General features: G+C 53.3%; 24 protein-coding genes and 1 pseudogene. 8 read left to right on the top strand and 17 right to left on the bottom strand.

Annotated elements, in window-relative coordinates; translation table 11 throughout:
* Nucleotide 1 precedes the first annotated feature (1 nt).
* The gene (gene folK / locus SynBIOSE41_RS01445; protein WP_186539371.1) at nt 2–511 is read right to left on the bottom strand and encodes a 2-amino-4-hydroxy-6-hydroxymethyldihydropteridine diphosphokinase; all 510 of its coding nucleotides are present in this window, start codon (nt 509–511) and stop codon (nt 2–4) included.
* 21 nt (nt 512–532) lie between these two features.
* On the opposite strand from folK, the gene SynBIOSE41_RS01440 reads away from it, so the two are divergent.
* A complete protein-coding gene (locus SynBIOSE41_RS01440; protein WP_186539370.1) occupies nt 533–2,707 on the top strand; it encodes a putative cobaltochelatase in 2,175 nt (724 codons plus the stop codon).
* 10 nt (nt 2,708–2,717) lie between these two features.
* On the opposite strand, the gene SynBIOSE41_RS01435 is transcribed toward SynBIOSE41_RS01440, so the two are convergent.
* Both SynBIOSE41_RS01435 and SynBIOSE41_RS01430 read right to left on the bottom strand, forming a co-directional pair.
* Entirely contained in the window at nt 2,718–3,647 is a 930-nt protein-coding gene (locus SynBIOSE41_RS01435; RefSeq protein WP_186539369.1) for an MlaD family protein, read from the bottom strand.
* Nucleotides 3,648–3,650: 3 nt separating this feature from the next.
* Complete coding sequence (locus SynBIOSE41_RS01430) at nt 3,651–4,394, bottom strand: ABC transporter ATP-binding protein (RefSeq protein WP_067326495.1); 744 nt, start codon at nt 4,392–4,394, stop codon at nt 3,651–3,653.
* A gap of 237 nt (nt 4,395–4,631) precedes the next feature.
* Here SynBIOSE41_RS01430 and yvcK point away from each other — a divergent pair, with 237 nt between their 5' ends.
* Nucleotides 4,632–5,993 carry a gluconeogenesis factor YvcK family protein gene (gene yvcK, locus SynBIOSE41_RS01425; RefSeq protein ID WP_186540667.1) on the top strand — a complete coding sequence of 454 codons (1,362 nt, stop codon included), beginning with the start codon at nt 4,632–4,634 and terminating at the stop codon, nt 5,991–5,993.
* Nucleotides 5,994–6,044: 51 nt separating this feature from the next.
* Here yvcK and SynBIOSE41_RS01420 read toward each other — a convergent pair whose 3' ends face one another.
* From SynBIOSE41_RS01420 to SynBIOSE41_RS01410, 3 genes are read right to left on the bottom strand one after another with little or no spacing between them, the layout of a single operon-like run.
* Complete coding sequence (locus SynBIOSE41_RS01420; protein WP_186539368.1) at nt 6,045–6,647, bottom strand: NAD(P)H-quinone oxidoreductase subunit J; 603 nt, start codon at nt 6,645–6,647, stop codon at nt 6,045–6,047.
* Nucleotides 6,644–7,453 carry an NADH-quinone oxidoreductase subunit NuoB gene (nuoB, locus tag SynBIOSE41_RS01415; RefSeq protein WP_186539367.1) on the bottom strand — a complete coding sequence of 270 codons (810 nt, stop codon included), beginning with the start codon at nt 7,451–7,453 and terminating at the stop codon, nt 6,644–6,646. Before nuoB ends, SynBIOSE41_RS01420 begins: the two co-directional genes overlap by 4 nt.
* 4 nt (nt 7,454–7,457) lie before the next feature.
* Nucleotides 7,458–7,820: an NAD(P)H-quinone oxidoreductase subunit 3 gene (locus SynBIOSE41_RS01410; RefSeq protein ID WP_066905075.1), complete on the bottom strand. Its 363-nt coding sequence runs from the start codon at nt 7,818–7,820 to the stop codon at nt 7,458–7,460.
* A 194-nt stretch (nt 7,821–8,014) separates the two neighbouring features.
* Between SynBIOSE41_RS01410 and SynBIOSE41_RS01405 the strand changes: the two genes are divergently transcribed.
* The 6 genes from SynBIOSE41_RS01405 to SynBIOSE41_RS01380 all read left to right on the top strand — a co-directional run bounded on the left by SynBIOSE41_RS01405 (nt 8,015) and on the right by SynBIOSE41_RS01380 (nt 10,338).
* Nucleotides 8,015–8,389 carry a rubredoxin gene (locus SynBIOSE41_RS01405; protein WP_255476016.1) on the top strand — a complete coding sequence of 125 codons (375 nt, stop codon included), beginning with the start codon at nt 8,015–8,017 and terminating at the stop codon, nt 8,387–8,389.
* A 78-nt stretch (nt 8,390–8,467) separates the two neighbouring features.
* The gene (locus SynBIOSE41_RS01400) at nt 8,468–9,478 is read left to right on the top strand and encodes a photosynthesis system II assembly factor Ycf48 (protein ID WP_186539366.1); all 1,011 of its coding nucleotides are present in this window, start codon (nt 8,468–8,470) and stop codon (nt 9,476–9,478) included.
* Between the two features lie 106 nt (nt 9,479–9,584).
* Nucleotides 9,585–9,836, top strand: coding sequence for a cytochrome b559 subunit alpha (gene psbE / locus SynBIOSE41_RS01395; protein WP_066904822.1), 252 nt, complete (start codon nt 9,585–9,587; stop codon nt 9,834–9,836).
* 9 nt (nt 9,837–9,845) lie between these two features.
* On the top strand, nt 9,846–9,983 hold the full coding sequence (psbF, locus tag SynBIOSE41_RS01390; RefSeq protein WP_067326446.1) for a cytochrome b559 subunit beta: 138 nt from the start codon (nt 9,846–9,848) through the stop codon (nt 9,981–9,983).
* A gap of 20 nt (nt 9,984–10,003) precedes the next feature.
* Entirely contained in the window at nt 10,004–10,123 is a 120-nt protein-coding gene (locus tag SynBIOSE41_RS01385) for a photosystem II reaction center protein L (protein WP_066904825.1), read from the top strand.
* 11 nt (nt 10,124–10,134) lie between these two features.
* On the top strand, nt 10,135–10,338 hold the full coding sequence (locus tag SynBIOSE41_RS01380) for a photosystem II reaction center protein J (protein WP_066904826.1): 204 nt from the start codon (nt 10,135–10,137) through the stop codon (nt 10,336–10,338).
* 123 nt (nt 10,339–10,461) lie between these two features.
* Here the strand turns inward: SynBIOSE41_RS01380 and SynBIOSE41_RS01375 are convergent, their stop codons facing one another.
* From SynBIOSE41_RS01375 to SynBIOSE41_RS01325, 11 genes and pseudogenes are all read right to left on the bottom strand, one after another.
* Entirely contained in the window at nt 10,462–11,229 is a 768-nt protein-coding gene (locus tag SynBIOSE41_RS01375) for a YdcF family protein (RefSeq protein WP_186539365.1), read from the bottom strand.
* Between the two features lie 30 nt (nt 11,230–11,259).
* Nucleotides 11,260–12,034: pseudogene (locus tag SynBIOSE41_RS01370) on the bottom strand (NAD-dependent epimerase/dehydratase family protein).
* Complete coding sequence (locus SynBIOSE41_RS01365) at nt 12,031–13,473, bottom strand: nucleotide sugar dehydrogenase (protein WP_186539364.1); 1,443 nt, start codon at nt 13,471–13,473, stop codon at nt 12,031–12,033. Before SynBIOSE41_RS01365 ends, SynBIOSE41_RS01370 begins: the two are co-directional and overlap by 4 nt.
* A gap of 267 nt (nt 13,474–13,740) precedes the next feature.
* Nucleotides 13,741–15,582 (bottom strand): nucleoside-diphosphate sugar epimerase/dehydratase, encoded by a 1,842-nt coding sequence (locus SynBIOSE41_RS01360; protein WP_186540663.1) that lies wholly within the window; start codon nt 15,580–15,582, stop codon nt 13,741–13,743.
* Between the two features lie 39 nt (nt 15,583–15,621).
* Nucleotides 15,622–16,788 carry a DegT/DnrJ/EryC1/StrS aminotransferase family protein gene (locus SynBIOSE41_RS01355; RefSeq protein ID WP_186539363.1) on the bottom strand — a complete coding sequence of 389 codons (1,167 nt, stop codon included), beginning with the start codon at nt 16,786–16,788 and terminating at the stop codon, nt 15,622–15,624.
* A 120-nt stretch (nt 16,789–16,908) separates the two neighbouring features.
* Nucleotides 16,909–17,739: a formyltransferase family protein gene (locus tag SynBIOSE41_RS01350; protein ID WP_222930567.1), complete on the bottom strand. Its 831-nt coding sequence runs from the start codon at nt 17,737–17,739 to the stop codon at nt 16,909–16,911.
* Nucleotides 17,690–18,328: a sugar transferase gene (locus SynBIOSE41_RS01345; protein ID WP_304623147.1), complete on the bottom strand. Its 639-nt coding sequence runs from the start codon at nt 18,326–18,328 to the stop codon at nt 17,690–17,692. Before SynBIOSE41_RS01345 ends, SynBIOSE41_RS01350 begins: the two co-directional genes overlap by 50 nt.
* A gap of 494 nt (nt 18,329–18,822) precedes the next feature.
* Nucleotides 18,823–20,010, bottom strand: a complete 1,188-nt coding sequence (locus tag SynBIOSE41_RS01340; RefSeq protein ID WP_186539362.1) for a hypothetical protein — start codon at nt 20,008–20,010, stop codon at nt 18,823–18,825.
* Between the two features lie 365 nt (nt 20,011–20,375).
* On the bottom strand, nt 20,376–21,497 hold the full coding sequence (locus SynBIOSE41_RS01335; RefSeq protein ID WP_186539361.1) for a glycosyltransferase family 4 protein: 1,122 nt from the start codon (nt 21,495–21,497) through the stop codon (nt 20,376–20,378).
* A 17-nt stretch (nt 21,498–21,514) separates the two neighbouring features.
* On the bottom strand, nt 21,515–23,470 hold the full coding sequence (gene asnB, locus SynBIOSE41_RS01330) for an asparagine synthase (glutamine-hydrolyzing) (RefSeq protein WP_186539360.1): 1,956 nt from the start codon (nt 23,468–23,470) through the stop codon (nt 21,515–21,517).
* Entirely contained in the window at nt 23,455–24,603 is a 1,149-nt protein-coding gene (locus SynBIOSE41_RS01325; RefSeq protein WP_186539359.1) for a glycosyltransferase, read from the bottom strand. Before SynBIOSE41_RS01325 ends, asnB begins: the two co-directional genes overlap by 16 nt.
* Nucleotides 24,604–24,727: the final 124 nt, after the last annotated feature.

Here is a 24,727-nt window from a genome sequence, read left to right as displayed (position 1 = left end):
TTCAAGGACGCCAGTCGACTGATCGCTGCATGGCTGCCAGCAAGGGCTCAAGCACAAATTGGCGCAGGTGCAGCCGTGGGTGAGGCAAGACCAGGCGCGGATGGTCCAGTCGCCATTCCCCCCAGAAGAGCAGGTCCAGATCGAGGCTGCGAGGACCCCATTGCAGCTCCTTGTTTCGATTACGACCGAAACGCCGCTCAAGCTGATGCAGCTGCGTGAGCAACTCCAACGCCGCAGCCTCGGCGGCGGCGCGCTGCACTCCTTCGAACAGCACCACGGCATTGCAGTACATCGGCTGCCCTGAAGGCCCGCCCACTGCAGCCGTCTCAAACAGTGGCGACCAGGAGCAGCGCAGCTCTCCGGCAACAGCCCTGGCCCAGTGGATCACAAGCTGCTCCAGTTGAGGACGCACCATGATCAGAGTCTGACGAGGCTCACCCGCGCAACTTGGCAGGTTCGCCCCAAGGGCGATAGCAAGCGAATGAGCCTGATCAGCGAGACTGGGGCTCACGCGCAGGGCCGGCAAACATTCATGGTTTCAGGTGGAGGGGTCGCCAGCGGTATGGCCAGCACAGCTGCTCAGGAACAGGCAAGCCGTGCCTTCCCTTTGGCAGCCATCACAGGCCATGGAACGCTGAAACTGTCGCTGATGCTGGCAGCGGTGGACCCCGCTCTGGGAGGCGTGATCATCGCCGGGGGCAGAGGCACCGGCAAGTCGGTTCTGGCAAGAGGCCTGCATGCCCTGCTGCCACCGATCGAGGTGCTGGATCAGGAGAGCGCGGATCTCCCTGCCGGACCGGGGCTCAACCTCGACCCAACCAGGCCCGAGGAATGGGATGCCAGCTGGCGCGAGCGGCTGAGCCAGGATCCACCCTCCAAGGTGATTCCCGCTCCCTTTGTGCAGGTGCCCCTTGGCATCACCGAAGACCGACTGGTCGGTGCCGTGGACGTGGCCGCATCCTTGGCCAGCGGCAGCCCTGTGTTCCAGCCGGGGTTGCTGGCAGAAGCTCACCGGGGAGTGCTGTACGTCGATGAGCTCAACCTGCTCGATGACGGCATCATCAATCTGTTGCTGGCAGCGGTGGGAACCGGTGAAAACCAGGTGGAGCGGGAAGGCCTCAGCCTCAGCCACCCCTGCAGGCCGCTGCTGATCGCCACCTACAACCCCGAGGAGGGCAACGTCCGCGACCACCTGCTCGACCGCTTTGCGATCGCCCTCTCAGCCAATCAGCTTGTGAGCACGGAGGAGCGCGTGGAAATCACCAATGCGGTGTTGAGCCACGGCCAATGCAGCCGCAGCTTTGCCGAGCGCTGGAAAGAGGAGACTGATGCCCTGGCAACCCAGCTGCTGCTGGCCCGTCAGTGGCTGCCGGACGTGCGCATCAGTGGTGAGCAGATCGAGTACCTCGTCACCGAAGCGATCCGCGGAGGCGTGGAGGGGCACCGATCCGAGCTCTACGCCGTGCGCGTCGCCAGGGCTCATGCAGCCCTCAGCGGTCGTGAACAGGTCGAAGCGGAAGACCTGCAGGTGGCTGTGGCCCTCGTGATCGCACCACGTGCGTCACAACTGCCGCCGCCGGATCAGCAGATGGAGCCACCACCGCCGCCGGAACCCCCTCAAGACCAGAACCCACCACCACCGGAGGCAGGCGAGCAGAACCCGGAGAACCAACCACCGCCGCCGGAAGGCTCTGATCAAGATCAGAACGACCCGCCCGAGCAGGACTCCAACGACAACGAAGAAGACGACAGCCGCGAAGACGACAACAGCGACGATGACGAGTCGGACCAGGACGAGGCACCGCCCTCGGTCCCCGAGGAATTCATGCTCGATCCGGAGGCGGTGTCCATCGATCCCGACCTGCTGCTGTTCAATGCTGCCAAGAGCAAGAGCGGCAGCAGCGGCAGTCGTTCGGTCGTGCTCAGCGACAGCCGCGGCCGCTACGTGAAACCGATGCTGCCCAGAGGACCCGTGCGACGCATCGCCGTGGATGCCACGCTGCGGGCAGCGGCGCCGTACCAGAAAGCAAGGCGCGAACGCCAGCCCGAGCGCAGTGTGATTGTTGAGGAAGCCGATCTGCGCGCAAAGCTGCTGCAGCGCCAGGCCGGAGCCCTGGTGATCTTCCTGGTGGATGCCAGCGGCTCCATGGCCCTCAACCGCATGCAGAGCGCCAAAGGTGCCGTGATCCGGCTACTCACCGAGGCCTACGAAAACCGCGACGAAGTGGCGTTGATCCCCTTCCGCGGCGATCAGGCCGAGGTGCTGCTGCCTCCCACGCGCTCGATCACCGCTGCGCGCCGGCGCCTGGAATCCATGCCCTGCGGCGGAGGGTCACCACTGGCCCATGGACTGACCCAGGCAGCCAGGGTTGGCGCCAATGCCCTGGCCACAGGCGATCTGGGCCAGGTTGTGGTCGTGGCCATTACCGATGGACGAGGCAACGTGCCCCTGAGCACATCCCTGGGCCAGCCGGAATTGGAAGGCGAACAAAAGCCTGACCTCAAACAGGAAGTGCTGGATGTGGCGACGCGCTACCGCATGCTGGGCATCAAGCTGCTGGTGATCGACACCGAGCGCAAATTCATCGGCAGTGGCATGGGCAAAGACCTGGCCGAAGCCGCAGGGGGCAAATATGTTCAGCTGCCGAAAGCCAGCGATCAGGCCATCGCGGCCATAGCCATGGATGCCATCAGTGCAGTGACCTGACTTTGCAGCACTACTTCGATGTACCGGTCTGCGCGGGATAAACCTCCTCAAACAAGGTCCCGAGTCCGATCATCACGCTGCGCAGGCTCTTCATGAAACGGGGATCATCGGTGAGCTGTTCGATATCACCACCGACCTGATCGATGCGAGCCGTGAGATCACGGGCATTGGTCACCGTTTGCTTGAGATCACTCACCGTTTCAGGGTTGTCGATCGCGCCTGCCAGATTATTGATATGGGCTGCAGCATCGGCAGCCTCAGCGGTAGCCCTGTTCAGATTTTCAATGGTGGGATTGGCTCTGGCCACTTCAGCGCGTAGCTGGTGGACCAGCTCGTCGACATTTTCAGCCGCCACATCTGCCGTGTTCAGGAACTTTGAAGCGTCCTGACTGGTGATCCCGAACTGCTTGGTGGACTCCACCAGTTCGGGGATCAGGTTCGACTTCTTTGCCTCATTGAGCAGCTGCTCGAGGGTGGCTGTCACGGTGGAAAGACTCGCGGCCGACTCGCCAGGAACGGTTGCACCATTGCAAAGGATTCCGCTGTTGCGACAACGGCCTGATTTCGGCGTGGGCGCATTTTTTGGTAGCGGCGAGCCTGTTGTGACCAGTTCAACCTGTGAATCGCCCCCCAGAAGTGATGACGAAGAGACGGAAGCCTTCACAGGCAACGGCAGCTTGAGATCGTCGGCATGGATCTCCAACATGGCCTTCACCGCCATCGGAGTCACTTTGACGGATCGGACCGTTCCCACCATGATTCCGCGAAACGTGACGGGTGAGCGGGCCGCCAGTCCTCCGGCATTGGCGAAGTCTGCAGTCACAGTCCAGGTCTCCGACCCGAGACGCACTCCTCTGAGCCACAGCATGGTGCCGGCAAATCCTGCGATCGCTCCGACGATCGAAAAGCCAACCAAGGCTTCGCGGACACTACGGCGCATGGCTCATTGGTCGGAGGGCTGCATCGGTCCGCGCAGGTTACCCGTCCTGAACTGAACGACGTAGGGGTTGTCGGTGGAGCGATACTCATCGACACTGCCGTCCCACTGAAAACGGCCTCCGTAGAGCATCACGATGCGTTCCGCAGAACGCTCGATTGTGCTCTGCACATGACTCACCACAACTGAGCAGCCACGGGCCACGGTGGTGGTCTTCACGATCAGATCCTCGATGCGGGTTGAGGCAACCGGATCAAGCCCTGCCGTCGGCTCGTCATAAAGCAACAGTGGCATCGCACCCTCTTCGCGGTCGGGATCGTCAATCAGAGCCCTGGCGAAGCTCACCCGTTTCTGCATGCCGCCACTGAGCTGGCCGGGATATTTATCAGCCACATCATTCAGACCAACGGCCTCAAGACACTGCTGAACCCGCTCACGAATCTGGGGAGCTTTCAGTCGCCCGAGGCGCATCAACAGAAAGCCGACGTTTTCTTCAACAGTGAGTGAGGCCAGCAATGCAGGGTTCTGAAACACCAGTCGCACGTCCGGCGGACGGCGCTGATCAAGGCGGAGGTAATCCTGCGGTTCACCAAACAGGCGCAGTTCACCGGCAGTGGGCAACTGCAGACCAGCCAATAACCGCAGGACCGTGGACTTCCCCGCCCCTGAAGGCCCAACCACGGCAATACGCTCACCCGGCTGCATGGACAGCTTCACATTGTCCAGCACCGGCTTGGCCCCCCACTGCATGGTGAGGTCACGCATCTCCACCACAGGCGTCTGGGTTGCTGGAGATGTCGGGTCCAGCCTGGTCGGCACGGGGCTTTTGCGCGTCAGAGGCCCATCTTGCCTTGTTTGCAGCGAAGGGGATGGCCATCAAGAACAACTTCCGTACAGTTCTCTCATCGCAAGGGAAGCGACGACCCCGGCCCCGGATTGCACTTGACCAGCCCCAGCCACCGCGGACGCCGTCAACGCATCCGGGCCATGCAGGCCGCACGGCAGCGTGATCTGATGATGCGCTCCCGCCGAGCGGTGCGCTGGCTTCAGCCAGGTCTGGTGGTGAAGCGCTGGCTGCTCACCTCAGGGATTGGACTGATGCTGGCGCTGCTCGGCGCTGCCGTCTGGGCCGATTTACAGCCGATCTACTGGATGCTCTGGGCCATCCAGGAATCATTGAGCTGGATCACCCGAGTCCTGCCCAGGGGGATTACCGGTCCGTTGGTGCTGCTCGTGGGCATCGGTCTGCTGCTCTGGGGGCAGAGCCGCAGCTTCGGCTCCATCCAGCAGGCCCTGGCTCCTGAAAAAGACACCGTTCTGGTGGATGCACTGCGCGCCAAAAGCCGCCTCAACCGTGGCCCGAACATCGTGGCCATCGGCGGCGGCACCGGACTTTCCACGCTCCTGAGTGGGCTCAAGCGCTACAGCAGCCACATCACGGCCATCGTCACCGTGGCTGACGACGGCGGCAGCAGCGGCGTGCTGCGGCGAGAGCTGGGCGTGCAGCCACCCGGCGACATCCGCAACTGTCTGGCCGCCTTATCCACCGAAGAACCACTGCTGACGCGTCTGTTTCAGTACCGCTTCTCCGCCGGGGGAGGCCTTGAGGGTCACAGCTTCGGCAATCTTTTCCTTTCGGCGCTCACCGCCATCACCGGCAGCCTGGAAACGGCGATCACCGCCTCAAGCCGAGTGCTGGCTGTGCAAGGCCAGGTGGTACCCGCCACCAATGTGGATGTGCGGCTGTGGGCGGAACTGGAGGACGGTCGCCGCATCGAAGGGGAATCGGCGATCGGAAAGGCACCAAGCCCGATCGTTCGCCTGGGATGCCTGCCGGAACGCCCCCCAGCACTGCCGAGAGCTTTGGAAGCCATTGCCCAGGCGGATCTGATTCTGCTGGGCCCAGGAAGCCTCTACACCTCACTGCTGCCCAATCTGCTGGTTCCTGAACTGGTGAGTGCCATTCAGCGCAGCCGTGCACCCAGGCTCTACATCTGCAATCTGATGACGCAGCCCGGTGAAACTGACGGACTGGATGTGAGCGGACATCTGAGGGCCATCGAAGCCCAACTGGCCTCACTGGGCATCAACCATCGACTCTTTGATGCCGTGCTCGCTCAAGAGCCCATCGCAGACTTACCCCTGATCAAGCATTACCGCTCACGCGGCGCTGAGCCGGTGACCTGCAATCGCCGCGAGCTGGAGACCGAGGGGTACGACGTGATGGAAGCACCACTGCAAGGCAGCAGGCCAACCGCAACCCTGCGTCATGACCCACGCAGTCTGGCGCTGGGAGTGATGCGCTTTTACAGAAAGCACAAAACCGATAAAGCGTCGTTAGCAAGTTGATTCGACGCGCCCGAATCTCAAGGACTCAAGAAGCGAAATGTTTTTTCGAAATCAATATGCGTCCTGCATCTCATAAAAGTCAGGCTGCACATAGTCCTTACGCAAAGGCCAACCGGTCCAGTCCTCAGGCATCAGCAAGCGCTTGGGATGGGGGTGACCTTCGAACGTGATTCCAAACATGTCGAATGTTTCGCGCTCTTGCCAATCAGCCCCGCGAAACAGCCCGTAAAGACTGGGAATACTCGGCTCTCCCTCTCTGGGGAGAAACACTTTCAGGCGCACTTCGCGTAACTGATCCACAAGACCGTCGGCAACCTCTGCCATGGCAATGAAGTGATAAAAGCTGACGAGTTGCTGGCCGGGCCCTTCGTCGTAGCCGCCCTGGCACTGCAGATGATCAAATCCATGGCTCTTGAGTGCCGCTGCAATCACGGGGAGGAACAATCCCTCAACACCGATCTGCTCAACCCCGACATGGTCAGGATCCAGAACCACATGTTCAAAGCCTTGCTCACTCAGCCATTGACTGACGGGACCTGGCTCGGGGCCTGTTGCCACTGGAGCATCCTTCTTGGCCTCCTTCTGAGGTTTTGGGTTGTTCTCAGCTTCGGTGAGCTTTTCGGGCTTGGTGTCCTTCTCAGGGGTGGCGCTCATGACTCTTCGGGGATCGTGACGGTCTCGGCTTCGACCATTTCGGCTTCGCCCCTCTCGTGTTGGGCAGTCTCCAGGGCGGGCATCGGCAAACCGGCACCAGGCTTGAGAGCGGCGACCTGTGTTTCAGCACGCAGGTAAGCGCCGGTGACGATCGGCTCAACAGGAGTCATCGCATGCTCCACCGTGCAGTAGCGATGGGTTTGCATCAACAGACGGCGATCGGCCACGGATTCATTGGCTACTTTTTTGCGCAGCTTGATCACAGCATCAAAGATCGCCTCAGGCCTTGGCGGACAGCCGGGAAGATAAAGGTCAACCGGAATCAGCTTGTCCACACCACGAACCGCAGTGGTCGAGTCTGCACTGAACATGCCACCGGTGATGGTGCAAGCACCCATGGCAATCACATATTTGGGTTCGGGCATCTGCTCATACAGACGCACCAATGCAGGCGCCATTTTCATGGTGACTGTGCCAGCAACCAGCAAAAGGTCTGCCTGGCGAGGTGAACTTCGTGGCACAAGACCAAAGCGGTCGAAATCGAAACGGGAGCCCAGCAAGGCAGCGAATTCGATGAAACAGCACGCTGTTCCGTAGAGAAGTGGCCAGAGACTGCTCAATCGGGCCCAGTTGTGCAGATCATCAAGACTGGTGAGAATGATGTTTTCACTGAGGTCCTGAGTAACCGTCGGCACCCCATCAGCAGCACCAGCCACTGGCCCACAACTGGATTCCCTCAGGTCGCGAACGGCCTGGATTGAGGGGGCATCCCCGGTTGTTGCAGCTCGTTCAATGGATGAGGTCATGGGATCAGCTCCACTCCAGGGCGCCCTTACGCCAGGCATAGGCCAAAGCCACCACGAGGATGGCAATGAACACCAACGCTTCTATGAAAGCCAAAATACCTAGTCGGTGGAATGCCACGGCCCAGGGGTAGAGAAAAACCGTCTCCACATCGAAGATCACGAAGACCAGCGCAAACATGTAGTAGCGGATGTTGAACTGGATCCAAGCCCCACCGATCGGCTCCATGCCCGATTCATAGGTGAGCTCGCGCTCACCGACCTGACTGCGCGGGGAAACAAGCTTGTTGGTCACCAAAGCCAGCACAGGCACAGCTCCGGCGATCAACAGAAAGCCCAGGAAGGCGTCATAGCCCGGGAGCACAAACATCTGGGCAGCACCAATGTGCGATTCAGTCTGGCATTTACAGCCTCTGGCTGACGTTTGGCCGGGTAACGCAGATAGAGTGTCATCCCTTCGGTCAGTCAGCGGTGAGCGACGAAATACAGGCACCGCAGGACCCTGCGAGTGAGAGCATCACTGACGACGAGCAGACAGGCTCAGAAGCGGATCCCTCTGAGCAGATCTCAACTGAGGCCAAGGTTCGCGCCCCTGAGAAAACTCTGGCGGAACAAGCCAGTGATCCACTCACGCACCGCTTCGAGTGCAGAAGCTGCGGATTCGTTTACGACCCTGAAGAAGGCGTCAAAAAATTGCGTATCGAAACAGGCACTCCATTTCAACAGTTGGATGCTTTCACGTTTCGCTGTCCCGTCTGCCGCAGCAAAGTTGGCGCCTTCCGCGACATCGGCCCGCGCTCCAAGGCCAGCGGTTTTGAAGAAAATCTCGATTTCGGACTGGGTGTCAACCGCTTGACTCCAGGCCAGAAGAATGTGCTGATCTTTGGCAGTTTGGCTCTTGGATTTGCGTTCTTCCTCTCGTTGTATTCCCTGCGTTAAGCGCTGATTCATCTGCGCAGATGGTTTCGCGCTGAATCACCCGCATTGCTCCAAGCCTGCCTTCATTCTCAATCCGGCATGAATTCCCTGATCAAATCCCTGGCCCAGTTAGCACTTGTGGTCTGCATCGGCTTCGGTCTTGGTGGTTGTGTGACCACCAAAGTTCCAACAGCGACCGCCAGCCCCTGGCAGGTGATTGATCTCAACACCCAGGCCAATCCGCTGGACATTGCTTTCACCAGCGCCGACCATGGCTTCCTGGTGGGCAGCAATCGCCTGATTCTGGAGAGCAACGATGGTGGCGCGAGCTGGAACGAACGCAGTCTGGATCTGCCGGAGGAAGAGAATTTCCGCCTGATCAGCATCGCTTTTGATGGTGATGACGGCTGGATCGCCGGTCAGCCCGGCCTGCTGATGCACACCACCGACGCTGGACAGAACTGGACGCGACTGTTCCTGGACACCAAGCTGCCAGGAGAGCCTTATCTGATCACTGCCCTTGGCCCCAACAGCGCCGAACTGGCCACCAACGTGGGGGCTGTCTACCGAACCAGCGACGGTGGTGGCAGCTGGGACGCTGAGGTGAGCGATGCGGCAGGTGCAACACGTGACCTGCGCCGAAGCCCTGATGGTGCCTACGTGAGCGTGAGCAGCCTTGGCAACTTCTATGCCACCTGGGATCCCGGACAACCGGTCTGGCAGGTTCACCAACGGGTCAGCAGCCAACGTCTTCAGAGCATCGGCTACCAGCCCGATGGCCGGCTCTGGATGGTGGCTCGCGGTGCTCAGATTCGCTTCAACGAAGACGCCTCTGACAAAGAAAACTGGAGCAAGCCAATCATCCCCATCACTAATGGCTATGGGTACCTGGACATGGCCTGGTCTGATGACGGCGCGATCTGGGCCAGCGGTGGCAACGGCACCCTTCTCGTCAGCCGAGACGAAGGCAACAGTTGGGAGCGCGATCCTGAAAGCGTGCAGGCTCCAACCAATTTCACGCGCTTTGTCTTCGACGACACTGATCGCCAACAGCATGTATTCCTGCTGGGTGAAAGGGGTCTGATGCTGCGTTGGTCCGCGCTGACTTGAATCGTTTCCCCCCTTCGACCAACAACTCTTCGTAACCAACCAGAAGGGTCATGCGCGGAGATGAGCCCTATGCACTTAGGATCTCGCAAGACAGAGGATCTTTTTTATGGCTGGAGGCTCTACGGGTGAACGCCCGTTTTTCGAGATCATCACCAGCATCCGTTACTGGGTGATCCACGCCATCACGCTGCCTTCCATTTTCCTTGCAGGCTTCCTGTTTGTGTCGACAGGTCTTGCCTACGACGCCTTTGGAACTCCCCGACCGGATGCATATTTCCAGGTCAATGAAGGCAAAGCACCCGTTCTCAGCCAGCGATTCGAAGGCAAATCCGACCTCGATGTCCGCCTGAACAAGTAATTCCCATCCATGACCCAGTCTCCAACCACCTCTAAGCCTCGCGTTTATCCGATCTTCACGGTCCGTTGGCTTGCGCTCCATACCCTGGGCGTCCCAACCGTCTTTTTCTTGGGTGCTCTGGCAGCCATGCAGTTCATCCGTCGTTGATTCAACAGATCTGACTCATCATGGAGCGCAACAAAAATCCCAACACCTTGCCTGTTGAACTCAACAGAACCAGCCTCTATCTCGGATTGCTGTTCGTGTTCGTCACCGGCATTTTGTTCTCCAGCTACTTCTTCAACTGAGGTTTTAAATCATGAAGCCTAAGAATGCAGGCAATTTGCCAGACGGACGTATTCCTGACCGTCTTCCTGATGGTTCTCCAGCTGTCAAATGGCGCTCACGCTGGACTGAAGGAGCTCTTCCCCTCTGGCTGGTGGCAACAGCTGGTGGCATGGCTGCCATTTTTGTTGTTGGACTGTTCTTTTACGGGTCTTACACGGGAGTTGGTTCGGCCTGACTTTTTTGACACTTTCATTCGAAACAAAAATTCCGGGTCTAATCCTGGTTTTTTTATGGGCTTATTTGCGATCAATCAACGTCATAAGAAATTAAATTACTTGATCAAAAAATATTGGAACACCTACCAAGTCCGATAAACCAGTCGCCCAAGCAATTCACGTAAAGCGCGGGAACTGCCATCAAGAGCACCAGCGGTCGGAATCCACTGAATGGGATCGCGCCAAAGAGGCCCTGCCCAATTGCCACGGGCCTGGAAATCCACCGGGAATGGCACCACCCTCAAACCCTGACGTTCAAACAAGCGTTGGGCTCGGCGCATATGAAATGCACTGGTAACTAGAAGAATGCTTGGGCTGCTGTCCAAGCGATCAGAACCCTGCAACAGCTTGTAAATTGCATTGGCTTCTTGCGCAGTATTGACCACCGGCAGCGTGGTCTCCATCGCCGAAGCAGGGATGCCGAGCTGTTGAGCTTCCACCAAATAACGCTGCCCTTCCGGTTGTTCACCGGGTCGAAAAGGACTGACACCCCCGGTAAATAACAAGAGAGGTGCTTTGCCATAGCGATAAAGCTCAAGCCCAGCGAAGAAGCGATCAGGGTCATGCCACTCGCTAACGCGCGCTGCTCCTGGCACGGGGTGACGTCCGCCACTGAGCACAACGATCGCATCAGCCGACGCCGCTTTGGCTGCGGATTGGCGCTGCCAAGGTGACTCCAACCAGCGCCAAAGGATCTGGCTCACCAATCCCAGAGAAAACAGCCAAAGCAGCACCGCTGCAGTGATCACCGGCCAGCGCAAGCGACCGATCAAGCCGACCAGCAGCAGGATCAGACTGAGGCCAAGAGGCAACAGAGCCAGGGGCAGGATTTTGCTAAGCCAGTAGGCCATAGGAAAGGTTCAGCCCAGTGGCAATAACACTCAGACGCCGTAAAAATTGCGATACCAACTGGCAAAACAACCCACTCCAAACTCGATCGACGTGCTGGGGCGGAACCCAACCCAATCCTCCAAGGCCTGAGTGTCTGCAGCAGTGGCCACCACATCACCAGGCTGCATCGGCTGAAAATCCTTGATCGCTGCTTTCCCTAACGCCTGTTCCATCACTTCAATGAAGCGCAGAAGTTCAGTGGGCTGGCTGTTGCCATTGTTGAACACCCGGTGAGGAGCTGCGGCAGTAGCTGGATCGGGCTGCAGAGGATCAAATTCTGTATTAGCCGTCGCAGGTTTATCGCAGCAGCGCAGCACCCCTTCAACGATGTCGTCGATATAAGTGAAATCACGCTGCATCTTTCCGTGGTTAAACACCTTGATCGGATCGCCCGCGAGGATCGCCTTGGCGAAGAGCATCGGCGCCATATCCGGCCGCCCCCAGGTGCCATACACGGTGAAAAAACGCAGTCCAGTTGCAGGCAGGCCATACAAATGGCTGTAAGTATGAGCCATTAGCTCATTGGCTTTCTTGCTTGCGGCATACAGGCTTACAGGGTGGTTCACAGGCTGCTGCTCATAGAACGGCAGGAATCAGTTGGAGCTACTGAATCCATGCGAGCGAGGCGTGCGGCTTGAGTTGGGGATCGTAGTAACTGTTGAGATTGTCGATACCGACGACTAGTTCGCCGCGTTCCGATAAACGCAGACAGAGGTCAGCACCGATGAAACCAGCAGCACCCGTAACCAAAACAGGGCGTTTCATGACTGACCCTCACCCACACGCCAGAGATAAAGACCGGCGGCCTGAACCTCTGCCGGTGTGACCATCGAGCGGGCATCAAACACCCAGGCGGGATGACGCATCAATGGAGCCAGTACTGCCCAATCGAGTTCTCTGTACTGGCTCCACTCCGTGAGGATGAGCACAGCATCAGCTCCCTTCAAGGCCGAGTCAATTTCGTTACTGGGCCACCAAGTGCCCTCACCGCTGAGTGCGGCACGCGTAGGGCCCGACTCAGCATCCGGTGCAGTGCTGGCTGCCAAATTCAGATCACGAGCAATTTGATCCGAATCAACCTTGGGATCATGGATTGCGAGCTGAGCGCCCTCTTCCAATAAATCCTTAGCAATGCGGATCGCCGGAGCTTCGCGGGTGTCGTTGGTGTCGGCCTTGAAGGCAAAACCAAGGATGGCCAGGCGTTTGCCGGTGACGGTACCGAACAGTTTCTGCACCACCAAGCGAGCAATGCGGTGCTGTTGCCAGCTATTCAGCTGCACCACTGACTCCCAGTAGTTGGCTACATCAGGGAGCCCGAAATGCCTGCAGAGATAAACCAGGTTGAGGATGTCTTTCTGGAAGCAACTGCCACCAAAGCCCGGCCCAGCATGCAAAAATTTGGAACCAATTCGGCTGTCGCTGCCAACCGCGCGGGCCACCTCGCGCACATCAGCACCAGTGGCTTCACAGAGAGCTGCAACAGAGTTGATCGAGCTAATCCGTTGAGCCAAAAAGGCATTCGCGGTGAGCTTGGAGAGTTCGCTGCTCCAAAGGTTGGTGCGCAGAATGCGCTCCTGCGGCACCCACTGTGCATACACCGATGCCAGAGCGTCAATGGCCTCAGGGCTTTCGCCGCCGATCAGCACCCGGTCCGGCGACTCAAGATCAGGGATCGCGGTGCCTTCGGCGAGAAATTCAGGGTTGGACAGCACCGCGAAACTGCATTCGGTACCCGCGGAGGATTGCTGCGCAGCAGAGAGAATGGCCTTGACCGCTTCTGCGGTACGCACCGGCAGGGTGCTTTTCTCCACCACAATCGTGTGACCCACTGCCGACTTAGCAACCTGACGGGCGCAGGCTTCCACCCAACGCAGATCACTGGCCTGACCAGCTCCCAAACCCTTGGTTTTGGTGGGAGTGTTGACGGAAATAAAAACCATATCTGCTGCGCCGATCGCCTCGTCCACAGCCGTTGAGAAATGCAGGTTTCGGCCTCGCGCACGCCCAACAACGGCATCCAAGCCTGGCTCGTACACCGGCAGCATGTTCAGATCACTGTTATTCCAGGCATCGATGCGGGTTTGGTTGATATCTACGACTGTGACCTGTACTTCAGGGCAGCGGTCGGCAATGACTGCCATGGTCGGTCCGCCAACGTAACCAGCACCGATGCAACAAATAGAGCGAATTGAAGCAACTGGCATTAAAAGATGGGGCTAAGCCGTCAAACGCTGGAAGGTTATCGCTGATTCCTAGAGGCGAAACGTCCCTTAGCGGTGGTCTGCAGAAGAGGCACCACTTCGTCGGGACGCTAGACGACAAGCTCGCTCATTTTTCATCGAAAAAGGCTGAAGACGCAATTCCCCAGCTTCGGCTTGCATGACAGGGATTACTACATGAGCATACGGAGCGACAGAGGTCTCGGAGCACTCAACACTTGCTCAATGAGGGGTAGATAGGCACAGCTCTTGTCAAGGCTTGGCCCTTCGCCATTCAGGCACCAGCTCCGCCGAAACCTTGAGCGCTGCTTCCACATCCTGCGCTGCAAACGCTCTATTCAAAGCATCTAATTTGGGCCAGAGTTCATGAGGAGGTAAGGATCGTTCCATTGCCCGGTAGATCAACGGATGGGCGGTGGGCTGGGATTCAGCATCGATCAGCAGCTCCTCATAGAGTTTCTCGCCAGGGCGTAAACCAGTGCAAACGATCTCTATGTCACCATCGGGATAGGCTGCATCACGCAGGGATAAACCACTCAGCCGCACCATTTGCTCAGCCAGGGCTTTGATCCGTACCGGTTCGCCCATGTCGAGGAGGAACACATCTCCACCTTGGGCGAGCACGGAGGCCTGAATCACCAACGTGGTCGCCTCAGGGATGGTCATGAAATAGCGGATGATCTCCGGATGGGTGAGGGTGATCGGACCACCGGCAGCGATCTGGCGGCGAAACAAGGGCACCACCGAGCCTGAGGAGCCGAGCACATTGCCAAAGCGCACCATGGACAAACAGGTGCTGGTGGACTCAGCAGAGTGGGCTTGAACCACCAATTCGGCCAGACGCTTGGATGCTCCCATCACGTTGGTGGGGCGCACGGCTTTGTCAGTGGAGATCAGCACTACCTTCCTCACCCCGCTGGCGACTGCGGCGCGGCACACCTGATCCGTAGAACCCACGTTGTTGGCCAGGCCTGCCAACGGATTGGCCTCCACGAGGGGGACATGCTTGTAAGCAGCGGCATGGAACACAAGCTCCACCGCCTGCTCATCAAACAAGCGCTGCAACAACTGCGGGTTAGTGGCACTGCCAAGAACTGCTTGAAGCGCCACTCCATCAGGCAACGACAAACAGAGTTCCTGCTCGATGGCATAGAGCGCCGGCTCGCTGCTTTCCAGAAGAATCAACCGCGCTGGAAACAACCCCAGGATCTGGCGGCAGAGCTCCGAACCAATCGAGCCGCCAGCACCGGTGACGAAGACCACGGCATCACGAATGCCTGGGCCAAGCAGCTGTGGATCGGCTGGCACCTCATCGCGACCAAGCAGATCTTCAATCGCGATTGGACGCAGAGCATCGATACGGGCGCGACCGGAGGTGAGGTCATCCACCGACGGCACCTGCAATACGGGGATGCCAAGACTCTGAAGGCCCTCGACAATGCGACGCCGTTCACTACGGGGAAGAGAAGGAATCGCCAGGAGCGCCTGATCAATGGAATCCTCCATTTCCATCAATTTCTGGGGCGGTTGGATTGCAACACCGTTGATCGAACGACTCCAATAGGCCGGGTTGTCGTCGAGGAAGGCGACGATCCTGTGGTTGCCGGCAAGCCGCAAGGCGGCCGCCAACTGGGCACCGGCTTGACCGGCGCCGTAGATGGCGACACGCAACTGCTGCTTGTGCTGAGTAGAACGCAAATTGAGCAACATATCTCGCAAGGCAAAGCGCACCGCCCCTGTGAAGCCTGTCAGCAGCAACCACAACAGGATCCAGCTGCTGCGGGGCGGCATCGGCAGCCGCAGCATCACGCCGATGCCAGCCAACAAGAGCACGAGCAGTCCGTTGCGCCCGGCGAGGGGATAGAAGGCAGCACTGCCCACGTAGCGGGTGAGGCCTTTGTATTGCCCGGTGTATGCATAGAGAGGCAATCCAATGAAGAGGCTACTGATCAAAATCCAACTACCAGCAGAGATGAAGTTGGGATGAAGGGGATGCGCCAAACGGAACCAGAAACTCAGCCATACCGCCAAAGGCAGTAGGAGCGCATCAATGCCGATGAGCAGGAGTCTGCGAATGAGGGGGGGGGGTGCCAGTCAGTGGCTGCGCAGCCCAAACAGAGGCGAAACGCACGTTCATCGGCAGGCTCGTTGAACAACTGATCGGACAGCGTCGGCGTAGCCTTCCATCTGATGAGGGGTAATGGTCGGGTGCACCAAGAACATCAGACTGGTTTCACCGAGCATCCGAGCCACAGGCAGACGCTCGGCTGGAGCCAGCCCAGCATCCTGAAAGCATTTCTCCAGATAGACCTCGCTACAGCTACCCGAGAGAGCGGGATACCCGAGTGAAGCAATCTCCGAAAGAACGCGATCACGGCTCCAGCCATCGGCCATGGCCTCGAGCTCTACGAAAGCATAAAATTTATACCAAGCGTGGGTGAGATGCTCTGGCGGTCGGGGCACACGCACTGAGGGAAAATCACCCAGTGCTTCCGCGAGCAAGAGAGCATTACGAGTGCGAGTAAAGGTCCATTCTTGAAGGCGCTGAAGCTGAACACGACCGATGGCGCTTTGCAGCTCAGTGAGGCGGAAATTAGAACCGAAGCGTTCATGCAGCCAGCGAAAGCCTGATTGGTGATCTCGTCCGAAGACAGCATCATGGGTTTTGCCATGGTCCTTGACAGACCACATCGCATCCCAGAGTTCAGGGCGCGAGGTGTTCACCATTCCACCTTCACCCGCGGTGGACATGATCTTGTCCTGACAGAAGCTCCAAGCCGCCACATCGCCGAAGCTGCCCACTGACTGATCGTTAATGCGAGCCCCATGTGCCTGCGCACAGTCCTCAATAAGGGCGATGCCATGAGCTCGGGCAAGATCGCAGATCGCTGGCATATCAGCAGGCCAGCCGCCTAAATGCACCACAGCAATAGCCTTGGTACGAGGGGTGATCAGCGGAGCAATGGTGGAGGCTGTGATCGCTCCGGAATTCGGATCGACATCCGCGAAGATCGGCTTTGCACCAAGAAGTACGGCGCTTGAGGCAGTAGCGATAAAAGTGCGTGGCGTAGTAATCAGCTCATCGCCCTGGCCGAGACCAACAGCCAAATAGGCAGCGGAAAGGGCCAAAGAGCCATTGGCTAAGGCAATAGCATGACTAGTGCCGGACCATAGAGCAAACTCGTCCTCAAAAGCCCTTGTCTCATTGCCGGTCCAGGTGTTTACTTTTCCTGAGGCGAGAACCTGGCTGGCGACTGCAATTTGTTCAGCATCAAACGAAGGCCAGAGAGGTAGAATCACTTGAGGAAGCAAACAAAAAAGGACTTAAACTAACGTCCATCAAACAGACAATCAGCAAAAATAGCTCCGCCACGACACTGCACGCAAGTAAACGCTAACATCGATTAACAATTACTTTCGTCAAATTTTCCCGACACAAGGGTCTGCAAACAAACTTGTAGCTGTGGGATCACCCATTGCGCGAAGAACACAATCCGGGATGACATTTACTCTTTGACCATTCACTTCAACCCACGCACCACAATAAGGAGGAAACCAAAAAGCTCTGGACTTTCTATCAGGATCCTCGCCAGGCAAAATTTGCTTTAACTCTTCCATTTGAAAACGTGAGACATACTTACCACCAATATTTGGAGAAACAGAAAGACGACCATTTGGCGAAGCAAGGATTGCCTGAATCACCCTCCTGAACTGCTGCTCCATAACATTGAGAGTTTTAGCCTCGAGAGAGAGAGCCGTTTCAAAATCGGAATCGACGTTAAATTTCTGGACATCCAAAATTCCGCCAGTATCGATTTCCTCGTCGACGTAATGGCACGTCGAGCCCCACTGAGACAAACCATCCATGATGGCGAGGTTATATCCCGCACAACCCTTGTATTGAGGTAAAAGTGCTGGATGAAAATTTACACAACCATGCTTACTTTGGGGGAAAAGCAGCGCCCCTTTTAGTTTACGCCAATAAAGGACAGAAATACCAAGATCAATGTCCAGTTCAAACGCGCGCTCCATTGCAGAGTCGTAATCCAATAAAGGGATCCCAAGCTCGGCAGACAAAACAGCAGTCACTGAACCCTCAAGATGACTGTCAGTAACGGTGGCGACTATCTCCACCTCAGGCAAAGAATGAAGCCACCTTAAGCACTTCGCGGCAACTTTCTTACGACCCATAAAAAGAATTTTAGTCATTTGAAGGAGAACCTTTGAAATACTGAACTGTTGCTTCGCCACGTGCACTGATGCCTTCGCGACGGATCACCTTCCAGATCGTTAGCAAAAAGATGAGTAGATCCAACCTAAAACTTTGGTGATCGACGTACCAGACATCTAGGCGGAACTTCTCATCCCAGGAGATAGAATTACGTCCATTGATCTGGGCCCAACCACTGAAGCCGGGTTTCACGTCGTGTCGGCGAGCCTGCTGGGGAGAATATAACGGGAGATATTGCATCAGCAAGGGCCTGGGGCCAATGAAGCTCATTTCGCCGCGCAAGATATTGATCAGCTCTGGAAGCTCATCAATCGAAGTAGCGCGAAGCCAGCGACCGAAAGGTGTAAGCCGCTGAGCATCAGGAAGTAAAGCGCCGCCAGCATCACAGGCATTCCTCATGGTTCGGAACTTCAAAAGCCAGAAAGGCTTTCCGCGGTAGCCAGGGCGCTGTTGCCTGAACAGAACAGGAGTTCCGAGTCGCCAACGCACCAATAAGGCCGTAACAATAAACAGAGGCGAAAGAATAAAAAGACTAAGCAGAGCAAACAATCGATCAAAAAAGGATTTCATCGGTCGATTAGAAGGTCTCAAGCTGCGGGAGGGATTCATCAAACAACAGCAATTAACAACACAAAGAAGCAACAATATATACGCTAGAGATGCTATAATGGCAGGAGTGATTGATAACATACACCTGCCAGATCACAAGCAAGCATTGCAATAGGCGAAAGACAGACAAAGCTGATCGGCCCTTTACTCACTTCAACAACAGCAAAATAGTGCAATGGGCTCCCAAAGAATGGTCTTGCCATAGTTGAATATCATGCAAAAGGCCAGAAAAGAAAAAAGATACAAGACAGGCTTTAAACTACCACGAAAGAGGTGAGATGAGAACTTAAGTAAAACAACACCCACAAAGAATATACGCAAAAACTAAAATCACAAAATGCGCTAGAAACAAAAAAAGAACCCGAGACATAAACACGCTTATTTTGGCAACTGTGAATGTAGAAATTAAGAAGCATACTAAATTAAACTAACGACTAGAAAAAGATAAAACCAAGACAGCAAACCATGCAAAGTAATTAATGGACAGAAAAACGTCAATGCTTAAAAATTAGAAATGAATTGGTATTATCATTCTCAATAGCTTTGCTGGTGCGTCCATAGAATCCATATACACAGCAAACATATAGAATCATTTCAGCAAAGAACCTGTACCTAGGACCAACCTGAGTGTCATAAATACAGTAGGGCAATGCAATGACTATCATAAATAACAGGGCTAATGCACACAACCTTATTCGAAAAGGATCAGAAGATTTGAGAATCAAAAGATAACCAAATCCAACCCACAAAACAATATTTAGTACAGTTGACACATACAACAGCGGGTAAGATGGTGAAACACTCCATAAAAGAGGACCCCAAAGAAATTTAACTAAATTTAAAAATATAGTCGCAATATTGACAAAAGAGAAGTTCGAAAATGCAATAAACCTAGAGTAAAATAGGTCAGAGGTTAAAATAAGAATCACCATGGAGGCAAGCATAACACCAGTAAATGCAAATAATTGGGACTTTTGAAATACAAATCTGATAACAGGTGACGCTGAAAACTTATTAGTTAATAGGTAGAAAAACAAGAGGCTAAAAACAGTCACCGAAAAGGCAAAGTACGAACGCAATGTAAAATTATACGAAAATGCAAAAACAAAAAGAAAGGCCGTCCAAAAGACTTTCCAAGAAAAAACATTTCCGGAAAAAATAGATTCAAAAACAAAACATATAGAGTAAATCATAATACTAGAAAGCGCCACAACCTGACAATCCTTTAGATTGTATGGTATCCAAGCGATGAAAGGGCTTAAAGGCGAAAGCAAAAACAAAAAAGATCTAGTTCTATTTGGAACAAAGAAATCAGAAAGAATGATATTAGCATTAAGCCTAAAAAGAAGAAGATCTAGAAATCGAACGAGAAAATACACTGAGACATAGGAACAAGCTACATTTGTGATTACAATCAATGAAGATGCGCTTAAGCCAACGAAATCAGATAGAGAGACAATTAGTATATTGAAAAGATAGTAGCCGAAGTGATAAGAACCAGCAGAGAATTCAGCAAAGTTTTTAGTAGCCCCAACCAGGCTATAGCTAACTGCATCGGGGGGAGGAACTAGGAAATTGCTAATCGAGCAGAAAATAAAAGAGAAAAATATGGCAAAAAGAATGGTTAAAGGCAGAAGCGAGGTAGGCCTGCCAGGCCATTTTGAATGACTAATCGAAATCATTGAGGACTTTGACTATCTACACCGGATGCAGCTTTCATGAAAACAGAATACAAAAGACAACGTGGGCGTCGAATTGACTTACAAGAATAAGAGGCCATCTCAAAAGTTTAATATGCTTGTAAAGATTAGCAGTGACATTGTACATCAATTTGGACACACGAGGCTGTGAAACCAAACATTCACAACACTTGAACGAAACTCAACAAAACCAATATGCGGAATCAATGTAACCGTTGCAAACAACAGCATGACTGGATAGACCTAAAAAACATTATTGAGAGAATGAAGAGAAAAATCAACAAGTCAATAACTGGTAATTTTTAAACCAAGAAGTCAACGTGACAAATCGCAGCCAGATTGATTAATCAAAGTCCCATATTGGTAAGCATAACATCATTAATCTTATTGACATCAAAACGTTCTTCGGCAAGTTCTCTGCCGCGCCGCCCCATCCTATGAGCTAATTGCGGTTCATAAATGAATCGTTCCATGGCAGAAACCAACACGTCTATTGACTTAATTGGCACCAAAAAACCATTTTCACCCTCAACAACTGTTTCGCGACAACCGGGAGCATGGGTAGTAATGACAGCACGACCCATAGCCATGGCCTCGAGCACAGTACGTGGCATACCTTCTCGGTAGCTAGGCAAAACATAAACACTGCATTGACGCATAGCAGGACGAATATCCTGTAGACGACCTAAATAATTGAGGCTAGAAGATTGTATCCAAGAATCCAACTCAGATTGAGATATAGAATCTGGATTTTGATCCAACCACCCTACAAGAGAAAATTCAATGTCTGGCCACTTCGCTTTGAGCTGCTGAGCAGCTTGCGCATATTCACGTACACCCTTGTCCCCCAAAAGTCGTGCAATCATCAAAAAATGTGGAGGTCCCAAGGGTAGTGGCGCTACTGAAAAGAATTCCAAATCAACACCAGAGCCATTAACAACTACAGTTGAAGTTCGATTAGTGATCAATCCCAGTGTACGAAACAAATCATAATCGTCATTATTTTGAAAAAAGACCTTATGTGAACGGAATAAAGCCAGCTTATATAAGCTCTGTACAACTATTTTGACTAAACCACGAACACCTCCAGCATTCCCAGTGAATGCGTAACCTAAACCAGTTATTAGAGTACAACGGCGGGGAACACCAACAAGCCAAGAAGCAATAGTCCCATAAATAACAGGCTTGATGGTATAACTTAGAACAAAATCGGGCTGAATTTTTCGGATAAGCAGAGTTAAAGAGCAAAGCAATTTCAAATCGGTGAGAGGATTTGTACTGGCTCTGTACAAGCAAATATCATGCAAGTTTAAAGAAAGTAATTCAAGCTTCTTACGAATACAAAAGTCTTCAAACAGATTGGGAGCTGCCACATGCACTTCAAGCCCACGAGCAATCATGGCGGATAACAAAGGCCCTCTGAAATTAAGCAGAGACTCCGCAAATCCTGCAATAACAAGAACCCTCATAGCTCCAAATTGTTCATCTAGGAACTATGGCATCTAAGCCAGGACTGAAACATCAACACATCCCATAAGTGGTAATGCCAATTACGGGTACCACTCACATGCTCAGCCCATTTCCTTTGGATAGGTTCAGGGTTTAAGTAACCCTCTTGGCGCATGCGCGATTCACACAAAAGATCTTCAGCCCAATCACGTAATGGACCTCGTAGCCAGTCATCAAGAGGTACTCCAAAACCCATTTTTGGGCGGTCAATTAGTTCACTTGGTACATAACGATTGAGAACCTGACGAAGCGCCCACTTTCCAGCACCACCGCGCATCTTGAGATCTTGCGGAAGTTGCCAGGCAAACTCCACAACACGTTGGTCTAAAAAGGGCAAACGGGTTTCAAGCGAAACACCCATAGCTGCACGATCGACTTTAACTAAAATATCGTCAGGTAAATATGAAAGAGTATCAAGCGCCATCATGCGCTGCATGGAATCAAGACCCGATAATGCCAGGTTGTTACCACTCAGATAAGTTAAGGGTTCATTAGCCCCTAGGACTAAATCATTGGGAACCCAATGAGTAACTAAGTCAAGATATAATGAGTTTAAACTGGGCGAGGCTAAAAGGCCAGCTGCTTTGTGCAATCTATCGCCTAAATTTCCTTTACGGAGAGAATATGATTTGAATAACTTCAGTGGAGCCAAAAGAATATTCAAATGAGCAGGTGACAAGCCAGTAATTCCAGCCTCAAGGATCTTGCGGAAAGGCAATGGCAAAATACGGATACGATCCCAAAGACTGCGAGTGAACATGTAACGGCCATAACCGCAAAATAGTTCATCTCCAGCATCACCGGAAAGAGAAACGGTCACATATTGGCTAGCCAATTGGCTAACTAAGAAAGTTGGAATTTGAGAAGAGTCAGCAAATGGCTCATTGTAAAGATTTGGCAATTTAGGGATAACGTCAAGTGCCTGCTGGGGCGTGACATAAAGTTCAGTATGCTCCGTGCCGAGATGCTTAGCCACGGCTTTGGCGTAGATAGCCTCGTTGTAGGCATCTTCACTGAATCCAATTGTGAAGGTTTTTACTGGTCGATTAGACTGTGCTTGCATCAACGCAACAACCGTAGAGGAATCAATACCGCCAGACAGGAATGCACCGAGATCAACATCGGCGACCATTTGCTGCCGCACGGAATCTTTAAGTAAAGATTCCAGAGTATCTATGGCTGAATCATCAGAACCTGTAAACGGTTGTGTAACTCCATGCTGCGCAACCAAAGGAAGAGACCAATAAGATATCTCGTCGGGCTCTTGCAAAGAAAGAGAAATAGTAAGGAAACAACCCGGCGTTAGCTTATGAATACCTTGGTAAATGGAGTGGGGAGATGCGATATAGTTATGACGCATGTACAAAGACAATGCATCACGGTTAATAACAGTAGAGAATGATGGATGAGCCTTGAGAGCATTTAACTCAGAGCCGAATAAAAAACAGCTGTTCGCACCTTGACCCTGCCATCCATAATAAAGTGGTTTCTCACCAATACGATCCCGAGCCAAGGTAAGTGTTCGTTCTTTTTTATCCCATAATGCAATGGCATACATACCATTACAACGTTGTAAAGTACTTATAATGCCCCAAGAACTGAAAGCCTCTAAAACAGTCTCAGTATCAGAATGTCCCCGCCACAGTGAGTTGCCCAGTAATTCGCGTAGCTCAAGATGGTTATAGATCTCACCGTTGAAGGCCATGACATAACGCCCGCATGCGGAGTGCATAGGCTGAGCTCCCGCAGGCGATAAATCAACTACAGAAAGACGACGATGCCCAAGAGCAATACCAGCATCCGAATCATGCCAATAACCAGCACTGTCGGGGCCACGGTTGACAATTCGATTGGTCATTCTGTGAAGCAAAGGAACGGTTTCCTCTTCAGATGACCAAATACCTTGGGTAAGGAAACCTACGAGACCGCACATGGATTTACAAATACCTGCTCATAAAAAGATTCGTAAAGGCCTGCTACATGGCATATCTCATAATGGGCCTTAACACGACTACGCGCTTGTAGACCCAAAGCAGATTTTTCCGCTGAGGGCAGGGACAAGAGCTCTACCAACGCAAGGCCAAGACTTACCATATCCCCTGCGGGCACCACACGCCCTGTATTGCCAACAATCTCAGCGCTATCACCTACATCTGTAACGACACAGGGAACTCCACAGGACATGGCCTCACCCAAAACATTCGAAAAAGCCTCACCGTGGGAACTAGACGCGAGCACATCAAGGGAAGCCATCAGAAATGGGACATCCTTGCGTCTGCCTAACAAATGCATATGATCCTGCAGGTCATAAGCAGCAATAGCGGTCATAAGCTCGTTATTAAAGGGATCTACACGATGGCCTGCCAAAACAAAATGAATATCTGGAAGTTTAGAGTTAACCAAAGCTGCGGCCTTTATAAAACCCAAATGATTTTTTTGAGGATCAAAACGCGCAATCAAGCCAACCAATATAGTCTGAGGAGATAAACCTAATTCGGCACGCAGACCTAAGGAGGAAGAAGGATCCGGGAAAAACTGATCTAATTCAAATCCATTTGGTATAACGTGAAACTTGTTCGCAACATACCCAGTAGAAATATGTATGTCCTTGGCAAATTCGGAGCAAGAGAGAATACGACAAGGAATCTGGTGAGAAAGAAATGAACAGAGTTTTACAACTAATAGTGTCGAGAACTTATTTTTGGACAGGGACAGATTGCTGTGACGTATACCCCATACAATACGTTGACAACCGGCCAATCTTGCCGTCAAACCTCCCAAAAAATCAGCATGATACATCCACGTATGAACTATATCAGGATTAAGACTTCGTATTAAATAGTACAGTCTAAATATAATAATGGGGTTAGGGATTTTTGGATTTGCCCCTAGCACAAAGACAGGAAGATCAAGTGCTCGAATGAGCGGACCAATTTCGCCGAACCCAACAAGCGAAATCACCGTAGGATTGAAACGAGTCCGATCAATATGCTTAAGCAGCTTGTAAAGCATAGTTTCAGCACCACCAGTGCTGAGGTTGGTAATAACAAAAACTATATTCAACATAAAAACAATGACTAAAAATTATCAAATTAATCCAGTTACCGAAAATCCATACAAGTAAATTCTTCTCGCAATGCTTATAAAAACAATGGGCAAGAATTTACTCACAAAACAATATGATTAAAGG

The organism is Synechococcus sp. BIOS-E4-1 (assembly GCF_014279995.1).
Taxonomy (GTDB): Bacteria; Cyanobacteriota; Cyanobacteriia; order PCC-6307; family Cyanobiaceae; genus Synechococcus_C.
Note: the sequence above shows the minus strand (reverse complement) of the source record. Positions and strands in the feature narration are given on the sequence as shown.